Raw genomic sequence first — 21,587 nt, forward strand, 5'->3', positions numbered from 1 at the left:
CCGACCTTTCCTTTTTAGTGCACCGGCGTGTATTTTTCTTGAACCGATTCCAGGTAGCCGACTTTTTTTCACTTGCACCGTCTTTTACAATCATTAGGTGAGTCTGTGTTCCTCTGCTATTGAAAAGAAAAGCAACCGGAGTTCAACAAATGCCAGCTATGTTTTGGTAAACCAAAACTACCTGACTTTCCCCATGCTTCGCATTCGGGTATAAACATTATCATTAAAGTGATCAGCCAACTATTTGCTTTAATTTCTTATTGATTTCAGCCAGAGTGAGATTTAATAATCTTGCACTAATCGCCGCTAATTCTTCTTCTGTGAAACTCTCGTGATATTGTTTGGTGAGCCAGGTTGCCGAATTATACGATAGTGTATAGGAGGATTCTTTCAATTTTATTCGTAGGACTTTTGAGATGGAAAATGCTTTTGATCCCGCATTTTTAAAAGTCTCCATTATTACATGTAACCCTATTTCCTTGTTGTAAAGCTTTAGATCCCTATACAGAATCATACCTTCTGCATTATCGCCATCAATACATCTGATTACGCCAATGTATTCAAATAGTTCTTTTTCGGGCTCGAGCACTTTTTCTAATGCAGGTTTTAATTTGTATGTAACTTCTTTCCATATCTCTTTAATAACAGGCAATGATTTCTCCTTTTTAAATATTTGAGGTGACAGTTTGGACACTAGCATTTCCAGGTGCTCTCTTTTCTTCTGATTCGATTTTGCATAAGAGACTTCTTTCTTTAGCTCTTTTTCTAAATCTTCTATTGAAGGTAACTGGCTCTGGAGGTCTTTAGGTATTAGATGGCTGAGCTGGTACTCGGCTACGCCCATTGGCTTGTTTACATCTTTCAAGGCGTATTCAACAGTTACCCGATCCTTGTTCTTGCACAGAATAAGTCCAATGGAAGAAGTATCCTGAGATGTTTATAGTTATTATCTATTGTTGAGAGGTAGAAATTCATTTTTCCCGCATATTCGGGCTTAAACTCACCAATTTTCAGTTCAATAGCAACATAGCAGTGTAGCTTTAAATGATAAAGCAATAGGTCGATGTAATAGTCTTTCTCTCCTGCATTTATCAATGTTTGTTTACCTACAAATGAGAATCCCCGGCCCATTTCGAGCATAAATTTCATAATATGATCCACTAGGGCATTTTCCAGGTCTCTTTCTCTGGCCTCATTAGTAAGATTGAAGAAATCAAATTTATAGGGATCTTTAAATAGCTCATTTGCGAGTTCGCTTTGGACCGCAGGTAATGTATCCGCAAAATTATTTTGTACTTTGTCTTGCCTGTTAAATAATCCTGACTCAATCTGATGTACCAAAATGTTTCTGCTCCAGCCATTTCCTATAGCCTGTTCGGCGTAGAAATTCCGTTCCTGCTGATTTTTCACTTTATCGAGAAGTGTACAGATATGAAACCATGGTAATTTTGCAGCAGCCTGCTGCAAAATTGAATTCATGCTCCCTTCCGGATCGTGGTTGCTCAAAATTGACAGTTCCGGCCATGCTATCGCAAAGTTTCTCATATAGCGAAGATTCCTGGGAGAAAGACCCTTAAAGTCAGGGAATGCTATGCTCAAATCCTTGGCCAACTGTTCTACCACTTTAGATCCCCATCCTTGATTCTGCTCTTGCTGCGATATAGCATTACCTATTTCCCAATAGGTTGCCAATAGTTGCACATTGGCGGTTAGAACAGCCTTCAATCTGGCTTTTTGTATGGTTTGCTTTAATGATTCAAGTGTATGAATATATGTTTTGGGAAGTTGAATTTTCATGTTGAATGAATAACATGAAAATTAGGTAAAGAAAGAATGATAAGCGTTAATTACAAGTTAATGAGGTAAGGGAATTATTCAATTGTAAAAGCAAATATGGTTCGACTTCTCCCAAAAAATTCACTTTTACTAAAGTCAAATATCGAACCGTCCGACAGCGTAAAGCCATCAAGCTAATATATACGCTGGACGCGGGTCTTCCCGAAAATAAAAATGGACAAACCAAGAGTAATCTCGATTTGTCTACTTTAGTGCCCAGAACTGGATCCTTTATGTCCTGGCTTTCAATATCTTACAAGTAAAGTGTGTCAAAAATGTGTCGTAATCTGAAAGAACTCCGTTTTTAAACGTTTATGCGCTCTTTCTCCCTGTCAGGGGTAAATTTATGAAATTTAGTTAAATTTTTGTAAGGTGGTATTGTTCAGGATATTGATGCAATTAAAGCTACCACAGATGATAGAGATTTTGTCGCATTGGAGAACGCAGTCTACGATAGTATCAAAAAAGCTAACCAGAAACAGCACTTGTTGAGCTTTTAGAGGACAAGAACATTAAAGTTGTGAAACAGGATGTAGCCGAAGGTTTCGACGGATTACAAACTTTCGTTAATGGGAGCATTCCAGTTGTTGCATACAATGTAAGGAAAGCAAGCAAGCTTGATAGAATACTATTTACTTTACTTCACGAACTTGCTCACTTATTATTAAAATTTGGAGATATAGCTGAAAGAGAAAAGGAAAACTTATGTCATCAGTTTTCAGGAGCAATGTTACTGCCTGAAGAAACTATCAAAGCAGAATTAGGGGCACATCGTAGAAAGCTTTCTACTTTAGAATTGGGTAATATCAAGAAACAATATGGTATCTCAATGTAAGCTATCGTTATGCAGGCAAAAGCTTGTGGTATTATCAATGATTATTATACCAAACAATTCTTCTTCTTTATGAAACAAATGAATTGGAGAGTTGATGAGCCCGTAGAATACCAGGGAGCAGAAGAGAGTAATCGTTTTGAACAACTTTTATTCAGAGCTTTGATTGAAGACCAGATTTCAATGTCGAAAGCAGCTTCATTATCTAATCAGTCTTTGGCTGAATTTAAAAAAGAACATCAACAGGTGTTTTAATATTAAAATCTACATGCCAAATATCGGCACGGAAGGGTATGTTGAAATACGGCCTGCTTTCTGATAACTTATTTTCCCGCGGGCATTACTCGCAAAATTGTTGTTGACGATGCAGGTAGTTCTATCCGGAGACTATCCGTGCCCGTTTCCAGTACCCGGTTTGTCAGCGGTTCAATTACTTTCGCCTTGTAAGGGAAACGGACCGTCCGGCTGCCACCCTGTATGGTATGCAGCGTAATCCATTGATGTCCCGCATAAATTACTTCATCTGTATCGAGATAAATATGCACGCCTGCCTGTTTCCAGTATTGCCGCAGCACAGCGGCATCCCAGCGCAATTTGCCTTCCAGGTATTTACGCGGTTCCTGCGGTCCGTCAACCCATGTGCCGGCGCCATCCGTCTGCAATATCAGGGCGCCGGCAGCGCGCCTTTTTTTTATGAATGCTTTTTCACGGGGCGTAAGCGCCGACGTCCCCAGTAGCCATATTACCTTATACCTGTTGCCCGGCAATTTTTCCATGTCCTCTCTCAAAAAAAGATCATAGGGCGCTCCTGTTTTTCCGAGTGGGGAAGAATTACCCAGCACCTGCGCCGCCAGCTGGCCGTTGGAAGCGTCGCGGAAACAAAACTCCCCGTCGGCAATTACGCACACCTGTGCATTCATTTCCGGGGCCGCTGCCGGCCGATATTTTTCCCATAAGGCCTGCTCCTGCTCAAATACTTCCAGCAAACGGGGATCGCTGAACCAGCCACCCCACATATCAAACCACCACCCCCCATAACTGCCTGTGAGCATGCGCCCCAGGTTCTTCTTCAGCAGCGCCACTGAGGCATCCATATCCGGCGGTCCCAGCCACACACCGCCATCATACCGCTTTCCCGGCGGGTTAACATCGGGAGCGCGGTCTTTAAGCAATGTGGTAATGGAAGTGCGGGTATCGTTCTCCGCCAGCCACAGCTTTCCATGCAGCTGTATACTTTGTACCGCAGCCATCGGCGGCCAGTCTTCACCCATTACCCGGTTGTAGGCATTGGGACTTGAAAGATAGTCCAGATCCGGGCAACGCAGCAGTTTCGCGAGCGCTCCATGCCCCTTCCTGGGATCGGTAATAAAGTAATGATATCCGTAGAAAGCGCCCGTAAGCAGGCGGCGATGGCTGGTTTCCTTAACAATCTTGCAAAAATAAGCGATATCATCCGCCAGGGTTTCCGCGTGAAAACGATAGGTGTCTACCACATCCTCTTCATCTCCCTGTTTGCGCCAGGCAGGATGGCTGTTCTTTCCACTGATGTCTGCCGGCTGCGCCGTTTGAAAAGAAACGTTTGTCTGCCCCCACGCCTTGCGCAGTGCGGCATTGCTGCCTGCATACCTGCGCTGCAGCCACCTCCGGAAGGCTTGCGTCCTGGTAGGGTTCTCATCATAGAAATACTGATGATAGTGATATACCCACTCTTCCGTACCTCCGGCCGCAACATGAATGCCTATCAACTGCGCGGCATAGCGGGAAGACAGCAGCCATTCCGTCACATCTTTCAACACGCGGCCGGTTTCCTGTTTCCACTTCTCCGATGCAAAGCATTGACGAAACGTGCTGCCATCGGGCAAGCGGCAGTCGGCATCGGGATGGGCGTTCTCCCACCACAACGGCGGATCAAGGTGCAGACGTACAATCACCTTTGCGGCAGGGTCCGCGAGCAGCAGCTTTTCAAAGTCCTCCCTGATCGCTGAAAAGTCGTATTGGTTCACACCTGTCCAGAGTGGTTTCCGGAAGGGCCCTATACCCGATTCCGTGTTAATGCCGCGATCTCCCAGGTAACAGGGAAGGCTGTACAGATGAATGCCCGTAGCAGCCGCTTCCCTGTAATACTGTTCTTCTCCCAGGTACGACATGTAAAAAAACGGCGGATATGCCTGCCCGTTAATAAAAAGAGAAGGCACGCCCTGCAATGGCCGTACGCCAGCAACGTTGTACCCGGTAGATTGCGCCACTACCGGGCATAACGGCCGGATAAGCAGCAGCAACAGCGGAATGTATCGTATAAAAAAACTATTCATCATCAATATCCCGTCAATACTCCTGGCTCAACCCGAAAAGCGGTTTCCTGAACTGCCACTGGCCGCGCGTAAAATCAGGTATGAACTGTACTGCTCCTCCTTCTGCAACAGAAGCTTCCGACAGCGGTGTAATGGCGTACCACGCAGCAAGATCATATACGTCAAGCGGGTATGGCGCACGCTGCCTGATGCAGTTGATGAATGCGTTCATGGTAAACCAGTCAATGCCTCCATGCCCTGCTCCGGCTGCATCATTCCCGTATTTTTTCCAAACGGGGTGATCGTATTTCTCCAGCCAGCTCGCGGCGTTCTCCCATGCATCGCTGGTTTTACTCTGCCCTTCAATGTATATCGCCTGCATATCATCCATCCATATTCCCTGCGTGCCCTGCACCCGGAAATTGAGTGAATAAGGGCGGGGAGAATTGGTATCGTGCGACAGCAGGATGGTTTCCCCGTTGGTCGTGCGTATCAGCGTGGTAACAATATCTCCCAGGTTGAACTTCACTTTCGCATTGGGATGACCCGGCCCGCCATTGTCTACTATATATTTATGCAGACCTCTCGACTTGGTTGCAACAGATGTCAGCGACAGCAGCCGGTTTCCGCGGTTAATGTTGATGATATTGGCAACCGGACCCAGTCCGTGGGTTGGGTACAGGTCTCCATTCCGGTGAACGGAGTGGATAGTACGCCAGCGGGCTTCGGAGATGGCGTTTTCGCCAAATTCCACACCATGCCCTTTTAAATGCTCGCCATCATTGAACTTTACCGACCGCAGATCATGCTGGTAGCCTCCCTGCAAATGTGTGATTTCTCCAAACAATCCCTGGCGCACCATATTCAACACCGCCATAATATTGCGGCTGTAACAAACATTCTCCATTGCAAATACGGGTATTCCTGTTTCTTCACTGGTATCTACCAACGCCCAGCACTCCCTGATATCCGCAGCCCCGCATACTTCCACCGCCGGCGTTTTCCCGGCCTTCATAGCCGCCACTGCCTGGGGTACATGCCATTGCCAGGGCGTTGCAATAATCACAGCATCCATATCTTCCTGCTGCAGCATACGAACATAATCATATTCTCCTGCCGTGTATTCCTTTACTTTATGGTTGCTACCATATGCATCGGCGATCATTTTACGGCTGGCGGGAATGGCCCATTTCGTATCGGGGTCGCAAACTGCCGTAATCTGCATATCGCTGCGGCGCAGGCAGAGCGCGAGATAATCCCTTCCCCGCTGTCCTACTCCAATGATTCCCACCTTTACTTTACGCTCCCTGCGCAGCGTACGCCCCAACGCTGGCGTGCCCTGTGCTGCGAGCGCGCCGGCGCCTGCAACGGCTGCATTTCGTATAAATGTCCGTCTTTCCATTTTGATATTGTTTGTTGATATAAATAGATCAATAACTGGCACGCCCATCCGGAGACGCCGCTACCAGCACTTTGTAAGTATGCCTGCGGTTCCGTTCGTACAGGCACAGATAATAGCTGCCGGGGGGCAACTGTTGCATATTCAGCTCAGTTACCTGACCGTATAGTTTTTTGCGGATGGTTGCAATACCCAGCTGGTTGTAAAGCACGGCTTCTGCGCCGGGGCGGCCGTTATACCGTATAAAAAGCTGGCCGTTCGTAACCGGGTTAGGATATATAACCGCAGTGCCGGCAACGGTTTGTTTCATAGCGCTGCTGTTAAAAAGCAGGCTCACGGTTTGCAGGCTGTCATTGATGATACTGCCAGCGAATGCGCTGCGGAAACCCGCCGGCACCAGCAATACCGGCGCCAGATGCGGCATTGCGCCCTGGTATTGAAACGTGCCCGCGGCAGTCACTTTATATACATCCGGATTGCCGTATTCCTGGATGTAACTGTTCTCAAACAGCTGCCCGTACATATACAAACGGGTGTATTGTTTTGTCATCACCCAGTAGAAATCATCCATGCGGGTACCGTAATAGTCTGTCCATGCCGATATCAGCGATGGATTGTCAATAGTGCTGTCCGGTGGTATCCAGGCAGGTTCTACTGACGTATGTTCCCAGGTTTCATTAAAGCTGTTAAGCCATACGCTCTGCGGGGTATATTGCAACACTCTCAGCCACTGGCTGCGGTACAGCTCTCCCTGCTCCCTGCCTGTACCGAAAGCCCCGTTCCAAAAGCCGGGCATCACATCCATTACTTCATTTCCTACCGGATTGCCGAATTTGTTCAGTATCGGCCAGCCGTAAGCATTCTTATACGCAGTGTCATTCTTTATCTCATTATACATCCAGCGTACAGTACACTGTCCGAAATAGGTCATTGCACCGGGATTGGCCGCGGCATAGCCCTTTATGTCATCGCTGTTTGCCGGCCACCATACAAAATGAATGAGCAGTGGTTTCCCATCCTGCTTGTAATAACAATCCTGGTAAGGAATATAAAAATTATCCCAGGCTCTTTTAGACTCCGATTCCACAACGGTGGCGGCAGCGGCGCCGGTAAGCCCTCCGCTTCCTCCCATTGCCACGCAGAAGTACATTTTATGCTGCCCAGGCTGCAGCTGGCTGTTCCATCGCACAATACGCGCTGCAAATTGCAGCGCCCTGTTATCAACCCAGGCATTGGGGCCGTTAGTGATATCGAACATGATATAGGTAAAACCGGCATCATGGATCATGCGGAGCTGAATATCATTAATGGTGCTGTCACCGGAGTCGTACGTACCAGGATGCCCCGGTACCTGCGGCTGGTAGTCGTTTCCCCAGGCATACCATGTATCTGTTTGCACGGCGTCTGCGGTTGCGCCCTTATTATTGTTATCCAGGCAAAGCCAGTTGCCAAGTGATACTGCGCAGGCAACTGTGGCAGTATCCGACATATCGCCCAGCAATGTAGCGTCGGGCGCGGGAATATTTCCCTTGGGAACAGCAGGCCTGTTACCTGCCACCCAGCGGTGATGATAAGCGCCGAAGCCGCTGCCGGAAGAATAACTGACCCACCATTCCCCGCTGTCGTAATAAACAATATCCGCCTTGCCGTCGCGGTCCACATCATACACAAAACCTTTTTCCTTGCCTGTGCCAAACCCTGTTTTCCAGGTGCTGCCGGCAGCAAAGCTGCTGCCTCCGGAAAGCGCTACCTGCCAACTGCCATCGCTCTTCTTAAAACAAACAGCATCCGCCTTGCCATCGCCATTTACATCTGCCGCCATGCATTGATCAGCAGTAGCGCCGAAACTCCCGGTCCATGATGAAAAAGAACCAAAACCGGTACCGGTTGATAGTCCTACATACCAACTGCCCGCCAGTCCGCCGGACTGGAAATAGATAATGGCATCTTCCTTCCCATCTCCGTTCACATCGGCCAGCAGCTGTCCGGCGGCACCTACCCCGTTACCGTTACTCCATAGCACCGGCGCCAGAAAACCTGTATCATTGGCCAGCGCCACATGCCAGCCGCCAAAACCGGGATCAAAATAAACCGCGTCTGTTTTTCCGTCTCCGTTCACATCTCCCATCAGCGCGTGATAGCTGCCGATAGGCGTGGCAGTGCCGGATGTGTAAACCAGGTACTTGCGCGGATTTACAAAAGCGGCGCCGTTGGAAAGCGCTCCGTACCAGTCGCCTGTAGAATAGTAGGCAAGCGCATCGTCTTTGCCATCACCGTTGATATCTTTCAGAAAAAAGCCGGCCGCCTGTTTTCCCAAACCCGATATACGGTTATAAGGTTTTGTTTTTGCAAACAATGTGGAATAGAAGATGCCTGCATTTCTTTGCGCATACAGCCCGGTACAGCATGCAAGGAGGCCTGCCACGCAAACACTGGCAAGCGTCATACTGCGTTTTATAGGAGTAGTCATGTGCATCGTGATTTAGTTTTAGTAACCGGCGTTCTGCCCGTTTGCCCAGTTATCGGCTCCGCCGTTCTGTTGCCTGATAGCGGGATTTGCATCTATCCAACCCTGGTATAACGGGAACAAGTAGTTCTTCGGAAAGAACTGCTGCGTATGTACCAGCCCCCTGGTATTATATACCCACACGCCATTCTCCTTAGTGATGTCAACTCCGTACAGGGGTTGGTTTAAAATTGTTTCGGCGGTTCTCCACCTGATCAGATCCCAGTAGCGTTTGTTTTCGAAGGCAAGCTCCACACGGCGCTCACGGCGTACAATATCACGCAGTTCCTGCTGCGCTGGTATGTGGTTATAAGTCTGCTGCAGTGTGGGTAATCCTCCCCGCACCCTTACCTTGTCAATTGCATTCACCACATCCTGGTCTATCTGACCTGCTTCTATCCGCGCTTCGGCAAAATTCAGCAGCACTTCCGCATACCTGAGAAAGTTGTAATTGGATCCCTCCAGCGCAAGGTTGCCTTTCAGCCTTTCATCAATGCCTTTCCGCCTGAAATAGCCTGTATTGTTCTCTTTGCCGAGATCTCTGCCAAATTCCTCACCTTGCTTCATGTTGAATGTCTGGCCTGCAAACACAGTCCCATCGTAGATGATCGATTGATAAAAGCGGGTCTCCCTGTTTTTATAGGGATGGGCAGGGTCGTAACCGGATGCGGGATCCGAAATAGGCCGACCGTTAGCCATCACGTAATCATCCACCAGGTTTTGCGTAGGCTGCATAGCTCCCCATCCGCCGAAGGTGCCTTTAGGCCCGAAGTAGCTGGACTGGTAAGCGTTTTTGGCGCCGGACAGGTGCTGGTAAGCGAATACCGTTTCCCTGTTATTGTTATTCTCCGCCATGAACTGGGCATTATAATCCGGAAAAAGATCGTAAGGCTTTCCATTGCCCAGTTCATCAATTAGTTGCTTGTTGGTAGCCGCCGCCGCAACATACTGATGATTGAACAGCTCTATCCATCCTTTCAGGGCCAGCGCAGCGCCTTTGGAAGCATGGCCTTCGCTGACGCTTCCCCTGGTATTGTCTGCCGGCAAATCGTTGGCGATGGCCGCTAGTTCATCCGTCATAAACTTATATGTTTCTGCAGACGTACTCCGCGGTTTGAAAATAGCGTTTCCCTGCTCCTGCCTGTTCAGCAGCTCCGTTACGAGGGGTACCCCACCGTACGCCATCCACAGGAGATGATAGTAATAGACGCGCAGAAAGCGGGCCTCGCTCAAACGCAGCTTCTTCCAGTCATCCGGGAATTTCTGCGGCGTCTCATTTATCCTCGCAATAAAAAGATTGCATTTCCTGATAAAGCTGTACATCTTATCATACATAAAGGGCATGGCAGGATAATCGTGGTTATACAGTCCCGGATTATAGTTAGCCGGGCCATAAGACCGGGCTACAGACAGCTGCCACGACATGGCCCAGTGAAAACTGCATACGCTGTTATCGCTCCAGTTTTCAAATGCGTCATAATTGCAGCAGCTTGCAGTGGTAACGGCGTCGGGCAGATTGTTATAGATATCGTTCAGGAAAATATCGCCGCCCGGAGCGTCTGCAAAAATTGATTCCGCAGACAGCTGGTCCCTTGGTGTAACCTCCAGGAAATCATGGTTACAGGCGGTCAGCAGCAACGTTAACAGCAGCAGCCTGTACCAATTACGAAAATTATTTGTGATGAACATATTCCGGTTCTTTTACTAGTTTTTGAAAACAACATTAACCCCTACTGAAAACACCTGCTGGTGTGGATAATACCAGCCCCTGGTATTTCTATCTGCCTTTCCGCTCTCACCCATTTCGGGATCGATGAAGTCTTTGATAGGACTCCAGGTAAGGAGATTCTGCCCGGCAACATAACAGCGTAGCGATTCGAACCCGCAGCGGCGGCTCACTGCCGCAGGCAGAGTATACCCTATCTCCGCCGATTTCAGGCGCAGGTAAGCGGCGCTCCAGTACCACCAGGATGAGCTTTGCTGATTATTGCTGTTGCCTCCCTGACCAAACAGCCGTGGATAACGCGCACCGGTATTTTCGGGCGTCCAGTAATCGAGCGATTTTTTTGTAGCGGAAGCGCCCACGAAAAACGGCCATACCAGCTCTTTCTGTATCTGTACATCTGTTTGCGCTGCACCCTGGAACAGCAGGTTCATATCAAATCCCCTGAATGACAGGCTGGGGCTGAAAGCATAAATAATCTGCGGCAGTACGGGGCGCCCGATATAGGTTTCATCGCTGGCGTCTATCCTGTTATCGCCATTCACATCTTCGTAGCGTATATCTCCCGGCGCTACCGCGCCAAAAGTCGGTGTTGGTATACCCGCCTTCAGCTTTCCGTCGCTACCGAAATCGCTTTCCTGGTACAGCCCCACTGCCTTCAGCCCGAACTGGGAATTCAGCGGCCGGCCGGTGCGCGAACGGTTGGGATTATTCATGGTTACGGGGTTTTCAAACGTTTGTATCAGCTTGTTTTGGGCATAGGTAAAGTTAACAGTAACGCCCGCACGCAAGCCATTGTGAAAACGATGCTCGCTGCTAAGGGAGAGGTCAATGCCATGGTTGCTCATGATGCCTGCGTTTACCTGGGCAATGCCGATGCCATATTCCGCCGGCACTACGCTGGCCGGACTTACCAGCATGTTATTTCTTTTCTCGTGGAATACGTCCGCTTCCAGTCCGAGCAATCCCTGCCAGAGCGTTAGCTCAACGCCTACATCCGCTTTCGCTGCGCGCTCCCAGGTAATGAAGGGATTGGGTTCCAGGCGTTCGCGCGCGCCCTGTAATACTTCTCCTTTAAAAACATAGGCGTTCCCGTATACGCCCATGGCGCTGGAATACTGGAACGGGCCGCCTGCCAGGTTACCGGACTGCCCCCAGGATCCTCTCAGCTTCAGGTTATCAATCCAACTGAACCGGTCTTTTATGAACGGTTCCTCCGACAGCCGCCAGCCAGCGGAAAAAGCTGGGAAAAAGCCATATTGCCGTCCGGGTGCAAAGTAGTAATGACCATCATACCTGCCGGACGCTTCCAGCATGTACTTACCCGCATAAGCGTAAGAAGCACGGTATACATAACCTACCTGCCTGGTTTCACTGGATGAGCCCCCCGTACCCCATGTCTTCTGGTCGGCGCTACCCAGGTCAATTTCGTCGATATTCAGATCGTACCTGCCCCTGGAAGCAGAGAGCCGGTCATACTTCGTTTGACGGACTTCCATTACGGCGAGGCCGCTTACTGCATGCTTGCCGAAATCATGATGATAGTTCAGGAAAGCCTGCCAGGTGTACTCCTTCCACCGCTGGTTCTGTTCCAGCAGCGAGGGTTTTCCGGCGCTGACAACCGGCGTATATGCATAAGGGTTAGTAGTGGTATTGATGTTATAGGTAGTGGGCTGCGGTTCGTTCCAATTTTTCTCAAAATAAGTGGTAGGATCATAGCTGAACACGCCTTTAATGCTGAGCCCTTCCAGGAAGGGCAGCTCTTGTTCTACCGACAGCTGGCCCATGATCCTTGTTTCGTCGCTCGACCGGGAGCCGGTAGACAGCAGGTACAGCAGCGAAGGTTTGCCATTGTTGTTGGCAAGGAGCCCGTTGGAATATTTCAAAGCATTAATCGGCCACCATGCCTGGGCACTCGCAAACACATCCAGGCCGTTGGCGCCCGGCTGATGCACCAGGTTATTGAGGCCATTGATAGATAGTGCCACCGTGGTTGTTTTTGTTGGCCGGGATTCCAGGTTGGCCACCACATTGTAGCGCTTTACATTGGTAGAAGCCCATAAACCGCGCTGGTAAAGGTATCCCAGCCCAATGTAGTAGGTGGTATTTTCAGAACCGCCCGAAAGAGAAATGTTATGGCCCGTTAAAGGGGTATTGCGGTTACGGATAGCAGCCATGGCATCCGCGTTTGGATATTTGTCGTAATCCGCTCCCGGTGCATGTTCCACAGATTTCCTGAAGCCCTCCACCTGTTCATCGGAAAAAGTGGGCGCCTGGCCGGCATTCCTGTCGGCAATATTCCGCAGGGTAACATATTCATATGCATTCACCATTTTCACGGTAGTAGTAGGATTCTGGAAACCGGCATAGCCGCTGTAAGACAACGTAGGTTTGCCTGCACGGCCCTTTTTTGTGGTAACCAGTATTACACCGTTGGCGCCGGCCATGCCGTAAGGCGCTACAGCGGCAGCATCTTTCAGTACGGTAATGGATGCGATGGTACTGGGATCCAACCGTGTAAAATCCCTCGGCACGCCGTCGACAACGATGAGCGGCGCGCTATTCCCGTTAGTGGCGATACCCCTGATATGTATCTCAGATCCGTCCTTACCGGGCTCGCCGCTATTCTGTGCGGCAATGATACCTGGCAAGCGGCCGTTGAGCGTATTGCTGATATTGGGTACGGGCAGGTCGCGGATTTTGTCTGATTTCAGCGTTGAAATAGCAGCGGTGCTGGAACTTTTCTGCTGGGTGCCATATCCTACAACAACTACCTCGTTAAGTTTTGCAAGATCTGCTTTCAGCAGCACATTTTCCCCGCCAATATCGCCAGCCTTCACCTGGTAAGGAATAAACCCGGTATAGGAAAAGCGAAGCAACGCTTCCCGTTCCGGCACCTTCAGCTCAAAGCGGCCATCCGTACCGGTTACCGTACCCCTGCTAGTACCAACAACAGCGATATTAACACCTACCAGCGGGCTCCTGTTTTCGTCAGACAGTACCCGGCCACTCACCATAATTTCCTGCTGCACAGGCCTCTGAGTCTGAGCGCCGCCGGGCACTTTATCTACCACGATGTAAGAGCTGTCAGGGAAGCGTCGTACTTCCAGCCCGTGCTGTTGCATTAGCACGTCCAGCTTTTTGTCGAATAAACTTCGCTCCGTTCTATAGCTGTGTAACAGCTGTTTCGCGTCTGCTTCATTTACCTGCATGGCCGAAAGCTTATCGGCATTGTAATTGAACTTCAGTTTAAAACGCTTTTCCAGCTCCGACAAAATCCAGGCAACGCTGACGCCTGTACGTTTCTGTTGCTCGCCGTGCAGGCGGGCGCCGGATGAAGTGTAATCCTGGGCCTGTAAACCGGATGGCCCCATGAGAAAAATTAAAAGGCATACGTGGAAGAGGGACAGACAATAGCTTCCCTTGCCTCCGCTCCTGATGAAGCGGGAGGAAAATAAACGGTTACTTACCATAACGATTAGATTAGATTAGTCTCCTGGTTGAATAAAGTTTAAAACTGCTTTCCTGCTTTTAGTATTAAGCTATCATTTTTGGTTGTTATATTCAGATCATAAATCAGTCTCAGTTTTTCTATCAGCCCGCTGATATCGCTGGTAGCCGCGTGGCCGTTGTACCGATGCTGCAGCAGTGCAGTATCCTCTACTGCTATTTTATATCCGTAATAAGTGTGCAGGATATCCATGATTTCCTTCAACGGCGTGCTATTGAATGCCCATTCCCTTTCTTTCCATTGCGTAAGGGCGTCTGCCGTCAGCGTCAGCTTTACAGGCTTTGCCCCACCAGGCGCATAAGCATATACGTCCTGCGGAAGAAGATCAATATGTCCGTTTTGCCCGTAATGGAACCTTACCCGTCCGTTCGACAACGCCACCGTTATAGTATCGCTGCGGTTGTTGATAAGGAAAGCCGTTCCCAGCACCTCTATTTTTTCCCTGCCGGCCAATACCGTGAAAGGCGTTCCGCGGTGCGAATGCTGCACCTCAAAATACACTTCTCCGTTTGACTGCAGCACCCGGTGCCGGGTGAAGTCCGAGGAGTCATACGATATAGAAGAATGGGCGGTAAGCAATGCGGTGCTGCCATCGGGCAGCAGGTGCGAAGTGATTTTTCCTGCGCCCGCCTGCACCAGCAGGTAAGTTTTTACGGGGGGCTGCCGGAACAGTCCCGATAACAGCAGCAATACCAGCAAACAGGCCGCGGCCGCGCCGACACTCCATAATTTCAGGATCTTCACTGTACGCTGACTGCGCCGGCGGCGGGCGATACTGTCCCATACACGGTTCACCTGCTCCTGTTCCGGGAAATGAGGCTGCACCTTCATGAAAAGTACCAGGTGACGGGCTTTCTCAAACGTTTCCCGTTGCCCGGGATACACGCTGCAGTAAGCATCCCAGAATTCAGCTGTGCTATCACCAGGCCTGCGCATGGAGGCGATGAAAAAATCATCCGCCAGAAAATCTGTTATCCCGAAATCCTTGTAATCCGACAATGCCCGGTTCATATTGTCTTTTAACAGCTAGACCCAATAATGGAGATAAATTATCCCTCCCTTGCCCCCGCAATGACAACATTTAGTCAACCTTCAATAAATCAGCGATTAATTAGATAAATATCAACAAACAATTATTTCCCCATTCCCTGCAACAATACCAGCAACACTGCTACCGGCAGTTTATCAAGCTTTGCCCGCAGACCGTCCATTGCCTTGTAAAACAACTTGTATACGGAGGAGGGCTCAATTTTCATAACGGCGGCTATTTCCGTATTGGACAATTCGTGAAAAAATTTCAGATAGATGATTTCCTTTTGCCTGGGAGGAAGCCCGGCAATGGCCTGGTTTACTTGGGTGAAAGCTTCCCTGTGCGATATTACCGCATCTGCGGCTTCCGTATACAGGAATGAAAGTTCGAAATGTTGTGCGTCCAGATCCTGCACCAGCATACGGCTGTTACGCCGTAGCTGCTTTAACGAGAAATTCCGGAATGCCGTCAACAGATAAGCCCTCACAGACACAGGCACCTGCAGCCGCCTGTTGCGCTGGGAAAGATGGATAAAGAAATCATGCACCGCATCTTCCACATTCAGCTGTTCCCTGAACAGTTTAACGCCATAATCATAGAGCAGGGGCATATAACGACGGTAAAGCTCTTCAAAGTGGAGATTGCTACCTTTTATAAAGTGGCGCCATACCTCAACATCATCCGCTGTTCTTAATACTGGTTCCAAAAAAGAGATTCTAATTTGTAGATAAACGAAATGTAATCAGTCCCTGGTTTGCTATACCGGCAATGGCTGTAAAATAGATAATTTAATTGCAAATTAACGGCAAAAATGCGTCCCGCAGGGAAGAAATTGCACAAACATATGTCTATGTTTCCCTGCTAATAATTTCTATTTAACCTATCATTTAAATTGGGTCAACGACAATATATTTTGATCCGGATCCTTGAACCATGCAACCCTCATTCCATACGGAGCCGGCCACACGCCTTTCTCATCCTGTCCCAATCCCGGGAAATGTTCAAACACGACACCCCTAACCCCTGTAAACCGATTGTTGTCAATGACCTTGATAATTATAGTTTCCTTAGAAGAGGTTTCAGGGACGTAGCCCCAATTTATTTACACCATGAAAATGAAAGTGCCATGAATGAAAAGGTGTATGAATATCATAAGAACGATTTAAGGAGCCGGGGTGTTGGGGATGATCTCAACGATGCCTTAAAAATAATGCTGGAAAAAGGGCAGAAACAAAGTACACTTTATCATACCAAAAAATTTGGTGAAGATTTATGTGTATCGTCTTTCCATTATAATAAGTCTAATAGGCCCGATAGTGATTGGGTATTCCTCAATCGGATTGAGCTTGGCTAAACCCAAAGTTGGTGAGATTCAAAAACAAGCATTTGAAATCGATAAAGATTCAGCCCGGTTCACTATAAAAAATCTTTACAACGCAATGCAGGGTCGTTCGTTTCTGGTCAATAAGTATACAAACGAATGGGCCTACCAGGATTTTAAGCAAATTGATAAACACGGTAATCCCCCGTTGGTTACCGTTAAAGGATACGATGTTCAAACTGTGACCGGCAGATATGACATCGACCAGCTCAAAAATCCGGAGGATGCACAGAGTCTACATGCCTCGTTGGAACGCGGGAATCGCCAGATAGTTAGTGTAAATGAAAACCGGTTTTTCATTTCGGCTCTTCCTCAGCACGATACGATGCGAGTATATAAGGAAAATCTGCAACAGACGACTGTAGAGGCGTTGAAAGAGGCTGCACAACAAAAATACAATAATGATCAGGCACCCGATCAGAGTGTAGCGAAAGACGATAAGGCGCTTAAAAATAATAGAGGACAATCTGTTCCCTGATTTTAAAAATGCTTTGTGACATTGAATCTGTGACTTATGGAAAAAGCAAGAGAAAGGCTTACCGCCGTTTTTGAAGCGGTAAAAAACGATAACCGGATAGGGTCTACTCATCTTAGTTTATACCTGGCTTTATTTCAGCTATGGAATCAAAATGATTTTGAAGATCCTATTTCCATACATCGTCCGGAAATATTGGAACTGGCTAAGATAAGCCGATCTACCTATCATCGGTGTATGCGCGATTTAAATGATCAGGGATATGTGAAATACATCGCTTCTTATCATCCGATATTAGGCAGCATTGTTTATATGGCGGATTTTGAGACTTCTCACGGACAGGGCTTCAATTATCTGTAGTATTTATGGTATTGCAAGCCTGAAAAGGAAACAGATTGGTAGGAGTACCGCTGTCAGCGATAGGGTTTGCAGATGGGGATAATTCCATGAATGATAAGGCCCGCCTAGCGGGCTTTATCTTATTAGAAAAATGTGTTGCTATGATTAAGTGTGATGAAAATGTGGTAATGCGGGCTATAGCACTTTGTTTCAAGCCGTTTCTCAAACCGGAAGAGGCGCTTATTTACTGTGACCTCGGTCGTACGCAGTTTGCCAAGAGGTGCGAGGAGTTTGGAGTTTACAAAAATGCAAGCGGCTATTTCGAGCGAGAGCAGTTGAACAAAATGATGTCAGGGGAGCTATCGCCCTATATATAGCCGCTGCTGGTGGTTTAAAGTTGAAAAAAATACGGTAGCAACTCCGGGCTGGGTAAATTTCCGATTATTGCCGACTGGTCTTTCGGACGGTGACGTTTGTAGGTTTTTTTTACCTGGTCAGTCGTTGTATGCCCCAAGAGATAGGCTACTGTAGCATCATCAACCAGTTTATCCTGAAGCAGGATGGAAAAACTTAACCTTGCACAAGACCAGGTAATATGCTTGTTAATCCCTGCTGCTTTAACCCATTGCAGGAGTATCTTATTTGCGCCATCGGCACTTGGGAGGCTAAATACCAGAGTGTTCTCATTGTGCTGTAAGCCGAGTAGCTTTTTCCTCTTTTCCAGCATTGCGCGAGCAATAGGGGGTAAGGTCAGGGTGACGGGTTGCCCAGTCTTAGCCTGGATTATTCTGGTAACCAAAGTAGCACCCCTTATCTGCTCCCAGGAAAGTGTTTTTACATCGCACCAACGAAGTCCTGTGTAACAGGAAAGTATAAACGCTTCTTGTACCTCCTGATTAAGACAAGGAGTTGCCAGAAGCTGTAAGTATTCTTCCACTTCCAGGAGTTCTTTCAGCTGAGAGCTGGGATTTGATTTTGCAGCAACGTCTTCAGATGGACTTTTAATATAGTATCCATCGTTGGTAGCTGCATCGAGTACTCATTTGAAGCGGGTATAATAGTCGCCGGGTGTCTCTCCGGTATATTTATCTAATAAGTACCGCCGAAATTCTTTGCATAAGTTCTCTCTAACCTCGATGGGAGAAATAAAATCTTTTTTCAGAAACTGCTTAAACTGTGTAAAGCTATTGGACAAATGCCTGTTCCCGTCTCGTTTGTTTCGCTCTACATAATCTTCATAATAATCCAGGAAGTTCGGTTTGAATTTATGGGGTGGGATATATGCTGATCCGATAGACTGTTGCTCAATAGTCTTTTCACTTTTCTTTACATCTATTAAGGCGCGGGCCTGTTTGTTATGGATTCTTTCCTCCCGGCTTTTAGGATGGGTATAGATATAAATTCCGGTACTGGGTCTCGGTCCTTTTTTTCGCCCGTAGTCATAGTAGAAAGTGATCTTATCGCCTTTCTTGCTCAATCTCTCCAGTATATTCATACAGCACAATTTTCACGAGTGAAACAAACAGCGATCAATCTATATGCCTTGCCAGTCATGACATGTACGGTATCTACACATGCGAGGAAAAGCGGTAAAAAACCGTTAAAAACGACACTTGACTAAATGAAAAAAGGCTTGTAAGTCAATTACTTACAAGCCTCTTGTGTGCCCAGAACTGGATTCTCAACATTCTGGTTTACAATATGTTGCAAGAAAATTGTGTCAAATTTGTGTCAAATCAAATAGTCTTTTCTTTCGGCGCTTTCTCACGATTCCATCTTCCTCCCTATCATTGTAAAAATATGAAAAGTTTCCTAACTACTAAAAATCAATTCTAAAACATTAACACTAAATTAGCTAGAGGAAAAAAGCTATTCCAGCTCGCCTTACTGTTATGGCTGCAGATGGTTTGTATAACGTGATTTGACAGCCCCTCTGTTGCCTTCCGATTACTGATTACTAAGGTCGTATAATAGAAATAGCCAGGATAGCTTATAATTATATAAATCCTTCCCAATATTATATAATCTCCTTAGATTGGAATAACCCTATCTTTGGAATTGGATAGGTATTTGTTATTAGATAGAATATCGATACTTTTGTATCAGGTTACATGAAAAGAAAAAGAACCATACAATTAAAAGCAGCTTTCTTACTGTTGGTATTTATCTTAAATACTATGGTAGGGTTTGCCTGTGCTGTGGGTACGGAATTTAATCATAATCATAATGAATCCATAAAGCACCATCATCATAATGAAGTGTCCGATAAAAAAGGAACCCATGATGATGATGACTGCTGCAATAAGAACGTGGTTAAATTTTCTCAATTAGATAAGCTCCTTATCCAGTCTGTAGAAACAGGAATTCAACTCCCCGTTACATTCGTATTCCTACATACCTTTTATTTATCTTATTCTTCTCCCTTTGCAATAGTCAACCAGCAATTTCGGGTAATTCGACACTACACTCCAAAAACTCCGGACATACGTGTGTCCATTCGGTCCTTCCAAATTTGATTTTTTGTAAATAGCAATTAAAAATTGCCTCCATTACTTATGCAATTCCTTTCAGGTATTGAAAACATAAGTTATTTCTATTTGTTTAAACACTAAATCAATTAAAATGAAAAAGCTACTTTTTTCAGCAATAATCATTGCTGGTCTTACCTTTTCTGTAGAAATGGGTTATAGCAAAGCTGTTAATAATGTAACAGTCATTGATAACACTCGTCAATCACCTTTATCACAATTGCTTAACCTGTATTATGATGTTAAAAATGCTTTGGTGAACAGCGATGCCAATACAGCAGCCGCCAAAGCGAGTGAATTTGTAAAGGCAATTAATGGCATTGATATGAAAGCCCTTTCATCAGCGGATATGAACGCTTTTATGCCTTTACAAGAAAAACTGGTCTTTGATGCAAAACATATTTCAGAAACGAAGGAAATCGACCACCAAAGAGAACATTTCAAATCACTTTCCGATAACTTCTATAAACTTGCCAAAGCTGCAAAATTATCGGACAACCCGGTTTACCAGGAATATTGCCCAATGAAGAAAGCATATTGGTTAAGTAGTGAATCTGCTATTAAAAACCCGTATTTCGGTAAACAGATGCTAAACTGTGGTAAGGTAACTGAAACTCTGAAGTATTGAATATTTCTCTTAAAAACAAATCATTTTATATGAAAAATACAACCATTGTAATAGCAATAGCTTTAGTTGCAATTTCATTTGCGGCCTGCAATAGTGGCAATAAGCCACCGAACAATAACAGTGATACAACACAAGGAACGGGTCAGGCAAATACTGCCGCAGTATCAACACCCGCCCCTGATGCAAAGGCAACTCCTTCCATAAAAGGAATTGTTGCCGGATACCTTAGTATGAAAAATGCCTTAGCTAATGATAATGGTGATGCCGCCGCAGTAGCAGGCAATTCAATGGTGGAGGCATTTCAAAAATTCAATAAATCTGCATTAACCACTGAACAAAAAAAGGCGTATGAAGATGTAGAAGATGACGCCAGGGAACATGCTGAGCATATTGGCAAAAATGCCAGTAACATTCCGCACCAACGGGAACATTTTGATATGCTAAGTAAAGATCTATATGAACTAGTTAAAACATTTGGTGCAGGACAGCCATTATACCAGGATTTTTGCCCTATGTATAACGATGGAAAGGGTGCAACATGGCTTAGTGAAACTAAGGAAATCAAGAATCCATATTTAGGAAAAAAAATGACAACGTGTGGTAGGCTAAAGGAAGAACTTAAATAAACGTCCAACATGAGCCGCATTAAAAAAGTATTGATAGGGGTACTTATTGCATTTATCGCTATTCAATTTATACAGCCTGCCCGTAACCAAAACGGGCAGGCATTACCAACAGATATTTTGAAAACTTATACGGTTCCTGATAGCGTGAGGGATATTTTGACGACCGCTTGCTATGACTGCCATAGCAATAATACCAACTATCCATGGTACGTAAACATACAACCAGTTGGATGGATGTTGGCCAGACATATAAAAAATGGCAAAGAAAATCTCAACTTCAGCGAGTTTGGTGCTTATTCTTTAAGAAGGCAGATGAGTAAGCTACGGTCAATACAGAACAGTATTAAGGACGGCATTATGCCTATATCATCTTATACTCTCATTCACAAAAATGCGCGACTAACAGACAATGATAAATCGTTAATTATAGATTGGGCAAATAAAACAAGGGACAGTCTCGCATCCAAAAATTAAAATAATAT

General features: G+C 46.5%; 19 protein-coding genes. 8 read left to right on the top strand and 11 right to left on the bottom strand.

The features are described 5' to 3' along the window. Positions 1-232: 232 nt before the first annotated feature. Together UNH61_RS04910 and UNH61_RS04915 are read right to left on the bottom strand one after the other, a co-directional pair. The gene (locus tag UNH61_RS04910) at positions 233-916 is read right to left on the bottom strand and encodes a PDDEXK nuclease domain-containing protein (protein WP_326996158.1); all 684 of its coding nucleotides are present in this window, start codon (positions 914-916) and stop codon (positions 233-235) included. Continuing rightward, positions 880-1,797 (bottom strand): PDDEXK nuclease domain-containing protein, encoded by a 918-nt coding sequence (locus UNH61_RS04915; protein WP_326991008.1) that lies wholly within the window; start codon positions 1,795-1,797, stop codon positions 880-882. The genes UNH61_RS04910 and UNH61_RS04915 overlap by 37 nt, the downstream gene beginning before the upstream one ends. A gap of 550 nt (positions 1,798-2,347) precedes the next feature. Here UNH61_RS04915 and UNH61_RS04920 point away from each other — a divergent pair. Both UNH61_RS04920 and UNH61_RS04925 read left to right on the top strand, forming a co-directional pair. Then, positions 2,348-2,671 (top strand): ImmA/IrrE family metallo-endopeptidase, encoded by a 324-nt coding sequence (locus tag UNH61_RS04920; RefSeq protein ID WP_326996159.1) that lies wholly within the window; start codon positions 2,348-2,350, stop codon positions 2,669-2,671. Between the two features lie 9 nt (positions 2,672-2,680). Next, positions 2,681-2,923 carry a hypothetical protein gene (locus UNH61_RS04925; protein ID WP_326991009.1) on the top strand — a complete coding sequence of 81 codons (243 nt, stop codon included), beginning with the start codon at positions 2,681-2,683 and terminating at the stop codon, positions 2,921-2,923. Positions 2,924-2,991: 68 nt separating this feature from the next. On the opposite strand, the gene UNH61_RS04930 is transcribed toward UNH61_RS04925, so the two are convergent. From UNH61_RS04930 to UNH61_RS04960, 7 genes are all read right to left on the bottom strand, one after another. Further along, entirely contained in the window at positions 2,992-4,983 is a 1,992-nt protein-coding gene (locus UNH61_RS04930) for a beta-galactosidase (protein ID WP_326991010.1), read from the bottom strand. 10 nt (positions 4,984-4,993) lie between these two features. Next, entirely contained in the window at positions 4,994-6,361 is a 1,368-nt protein-coding gene (locus UNH61_RS04935) for a Gfo/Idh/MocA family oxidoreductase (protein ID WP_326991011.1), read from the bottom strand. Between the two features lie 28 nt (positions 6,362-6,389). Next, on the bottom strand, positions 6,390-8,828 hold the full coding sequence (locus UNH61_RS04940; RefSeq protein ID WP_326991012.1) for an FG-GAP-like repeat-containing protein: 2,439 nt from the start codon (positions 8,826-8,828) through the stop codon (positions 6,390-6,392). Between the two features lie 18 nt (positions 8,829-8,846). After that, complete coding sequence (locus UNH61_RS04945; RefSeq protein WP_326991013.1) at positions 8,847-10,553, bottom strand: RagB/SusD family nutrient uptake outer membrane protein; 1,707 nt, start codon at positions 10,551-10,553, stop codon at positions 8,847-8,849. Between the two features lie 15 nt (positions 10,554-10,568). Then, complete coding sequence (locus tag UNH61_RS04950; protein ID WP_326991014.1) at positions 10,569-14,060, bottom strand: TonB-dependent receptor; 3,492 nt, start codon at positions 14,058-14,060, stop codon at positions 10,569-10,571. A gap of 38 nt (positions 14,061-14,098) precedes the next feature. After that, on the bottom strand, positions 14,099-15,109 hold the full coding sequence (locus tag UNH61_RS04955) for a FecR family protein (protein WP_326991015.1): 1,011 nt from the start codon (positions 15,107-15,109) through the stop codon (positions 14,099-14,101). 122 nt (positions 15,110-15,231) lie between these two features. Further along, a complete protein-coding gene (locus UNH61_RS04960) occupies positions 15,232-15,834 on the bottom strand; it encodes a sigma-70 family RNA polymerase sigma factor (protein WP_326991016.1) in 603 nt (200 codons plus the stop codon). A gap of 291 nt (positions 15,835-16,125) precedes the next feature. Here UNH61_RS04960 and UNH61_RS04965 point away from each other — a divergent pair, with 291 nt between their 5' ends. Genes UNH61_RS04965 through UNH61_RS04975 form a run of 3 tightly spaced genes read left to right on the top strand, consistent with a single transcriptional unit; the run spans position 16,126 to position 17,344 of the window. Next, entirely contained in the window at positions 16,126-16,482 is a 357-nt protein-coding gene (locus tag UNH61_RS04965) for a hypothetical protein (RefSeq protein ID WP_326991017.1), read from the top strand. Beyond that, positions 16,475-16,987 carry a hypothetical protein gene (locus UNH61_RS04970; protein WP_326991018.1) on the top strand — a complete coding sequence of 171 codons (513 nt, stop codon included), beginning with the start codon at positions 16,475-16,477 and terminating at the stop codon, positions 16,985-16,987. The genes UNH61_RS04965 and UNH61_RS04970 overlap by 8 nt, the downstream gene beginning before the upstream one ends. A 36-nt stretch (positions 16,988-17,023) precedes the next feature. After that, positions 17,024-17,344: a hypothetical protein gene (locus tag UNH61_RS04975; RefSeq protein ID WP_326991019.1), complete on the top strand. Its 321-nt coding sequence runs from the start codon at positions 17,024-17,026 to the stop codon at positions 17,342-17,344. Between the two features lie 370 nt (positions 17,345-17,714). Here UNH61_RS04975 and UNH61_RS04980 read toward each other — a convergent pair whose 3' ends face one another. Both UNH61_RS04980 and UNH61_RS04985 read right to left on the bottom strand, forming a co-directional pair. Beyond that, entirely contained in the window at positions 17,715-18,260 is a 546-nt protein-coding gene (locus UNH61_RS04980) for a site-specific integrase (protein ID WP_326991020.1), read from the bottom strand. 102 nt (positions 18,261-18,362) lie between these two features. Next, a complete protein-coding gene (locus UNH61_RS04985; protein ID WP_326991021.1) occupies positions 18,363-18,818 on the bottom strand; it encodes a phage integrase SAM-like domain-containing protein in 456 nt (151 codons plus the stop codon). Positions 18,819-19,945: 1,127 nt separating this feature from the next. On the opposite strand from UNH61_RS04985, the gene UNH61_RS04990 reads away from it, so the two are divergent. From UNH61_RS04990 to UNH61_RS05000, 3 genes are read left to right on the top strand one after another with little or no spacing between them, the layout of a single operon-like run. Beyond that, the gene (locus UNH61_RS04990; RefSeq protein ID WP_326991023.1) at positions 19,946-20,479 is read left to right on the top strand and encodes a DUF3347 domain-containing protein; all 534 of its coding nucleotides are present in this window, start codon (positions 19,946-19,948) and stop codon (positions 20,477-20,479) included. A 29-nt stretch (positions 20,480-20,508) separates the two neighbouring features. Further along, entirely contained in the window at positions 20,509-21,105 is a 597-nt protein-coding gene (locus tag UNH61_RS04995) for a DUF3347 domain-containing protein (RefSeq protein WP_326991024.1), read from the top strand. Between the two features lie 9 nt (positions 21,106-21,114). Beyond that, entirely contained in the window at positions 21,115-21,579 is a 465-nt protein-coding gene (locus UNH61_RS05000; RefSeq protein WP_326991025.1) for a heme-binding domain-containing protein, read from the top strand. The last annotated feature ends 8 nt before the right edge of the window (positions 21,580-21,587 follow it).

The sequence above is a fragment of the Chitinophaga sp. 180180018-3 genome (genome assembly GCF_037893185.1).
Taxonomy (GTDB): domain Bacteria; phylum Bacteroidota; class Bacteroidia; order Chitinophagales; family Chitinophagaceae; genus Chitinophaga.

What these genes read in the sequence shown, in the direction of transcription:
- UNH61_RS04915 (WP_326991008.1), bottom strand. Translation starts at nt 1,797, where the DNA reads ATGAAAATTCAACTTCCCAAAACATATATTCATACACTTGAATCATTA.
- UNH61_RS04925 (WP_326991009.1), top strand. Translation starts at nt 2,681, where the DNA reads ATGCAGGCAAAAGCTTGTGGTATTATCAATGATTATTATACCAAACAA.
- UNH61_RS04930 (WP_326991010.1), bottom strand. Translation starts at nt 4,983, where the DNA reads ATGATGAATAGTTTTTTTATACGATACATTCCGCTGTTGCTGCTGCTT.
- UNH61_RS04935 (WP_326991011.1), bottom strand. Translation starts at nt 6,361, where the DNA reads ATGGAAAGACGGACATTTATACGAAATGCAGCCGTTGCAGGCGCCGGC.
- UNH61_RS04940 (WP_326991012.1), bottom strand. Translation starts at nt 8,828, where the DNA reads ATGACTACTCCTATAAAACGCAGTATGACGCTTGCCAGTGTTTGCGTG.
- UNH61_RS04945 (WP_326991013.1), bottom strand. Translation starts at nt 10,553, where the DNA reads ATGTTCATCACAAATAATTTTCGTAATTGGTACAGGCTGCTGCTGTTA.
- UNH61_RS04950 (WP_326991014.1), bottom strand. Translation starts at nt 14,060, where the DNA reads ATGGTAAGTAACCGTTTATTTTCCTCCCGCTTCATCAGGAGCGGAGGC.
- UNH61_RS04955 (WP_326991015.1), bottom strand. Translation starts at nt 15,109, where the DNA reads ATGAACCGGGCATTGTCGGATTACAAGGATTTCGGGATAACAGATTTT.
- UNH61_RS04965 (WP_326991017.1), top strand. Translation starts at nt 16,126, where the DNA reads ATGTTCAAACACGACACCCCTAACCCCTGTAAACCGATTGTTGTCAAT.
- UNH61_RS04975 (WP_326991019.1), top strand. Translation starts at nt 17,024, where the DNA reads ATGGAAAAAGCAAGAGAAAGGCTTACCGCCGTTTTTGAAGCGGTAAAA.
- UNH61_RS04985 (WP_326991021.1), bottom strand. Translation starts at nt 18,818, where the DNA reads ATGAATATACTGGAGAGATTGAGCAAGAAAGGCGATAAGATCACTTTC.
- UNH61_RS04990 (WP_326991023.1), top strand. Translation starts at nt 19,946, where the DNA reads ATGAAAAAGCTACTTTTTTCAGCAATAATCATTGCTGGTCTTACCTTT.
- UNH61_RS04995 (WP_326991024.1), top strand. Translation starts at nt 20,509, where the DNA reads ATGAAAAATACAACCATTGTAATAGCAATAGCTTTAGTTGCAATTTCA.
- UNH61_RS05000 (WP_326991025.1), top strand. Translation starts at nt 21,115, where the DNA reads ATGAGCCGCATTAAAAAAGTATTGATAGGGGTACTTATTGCATTTATC.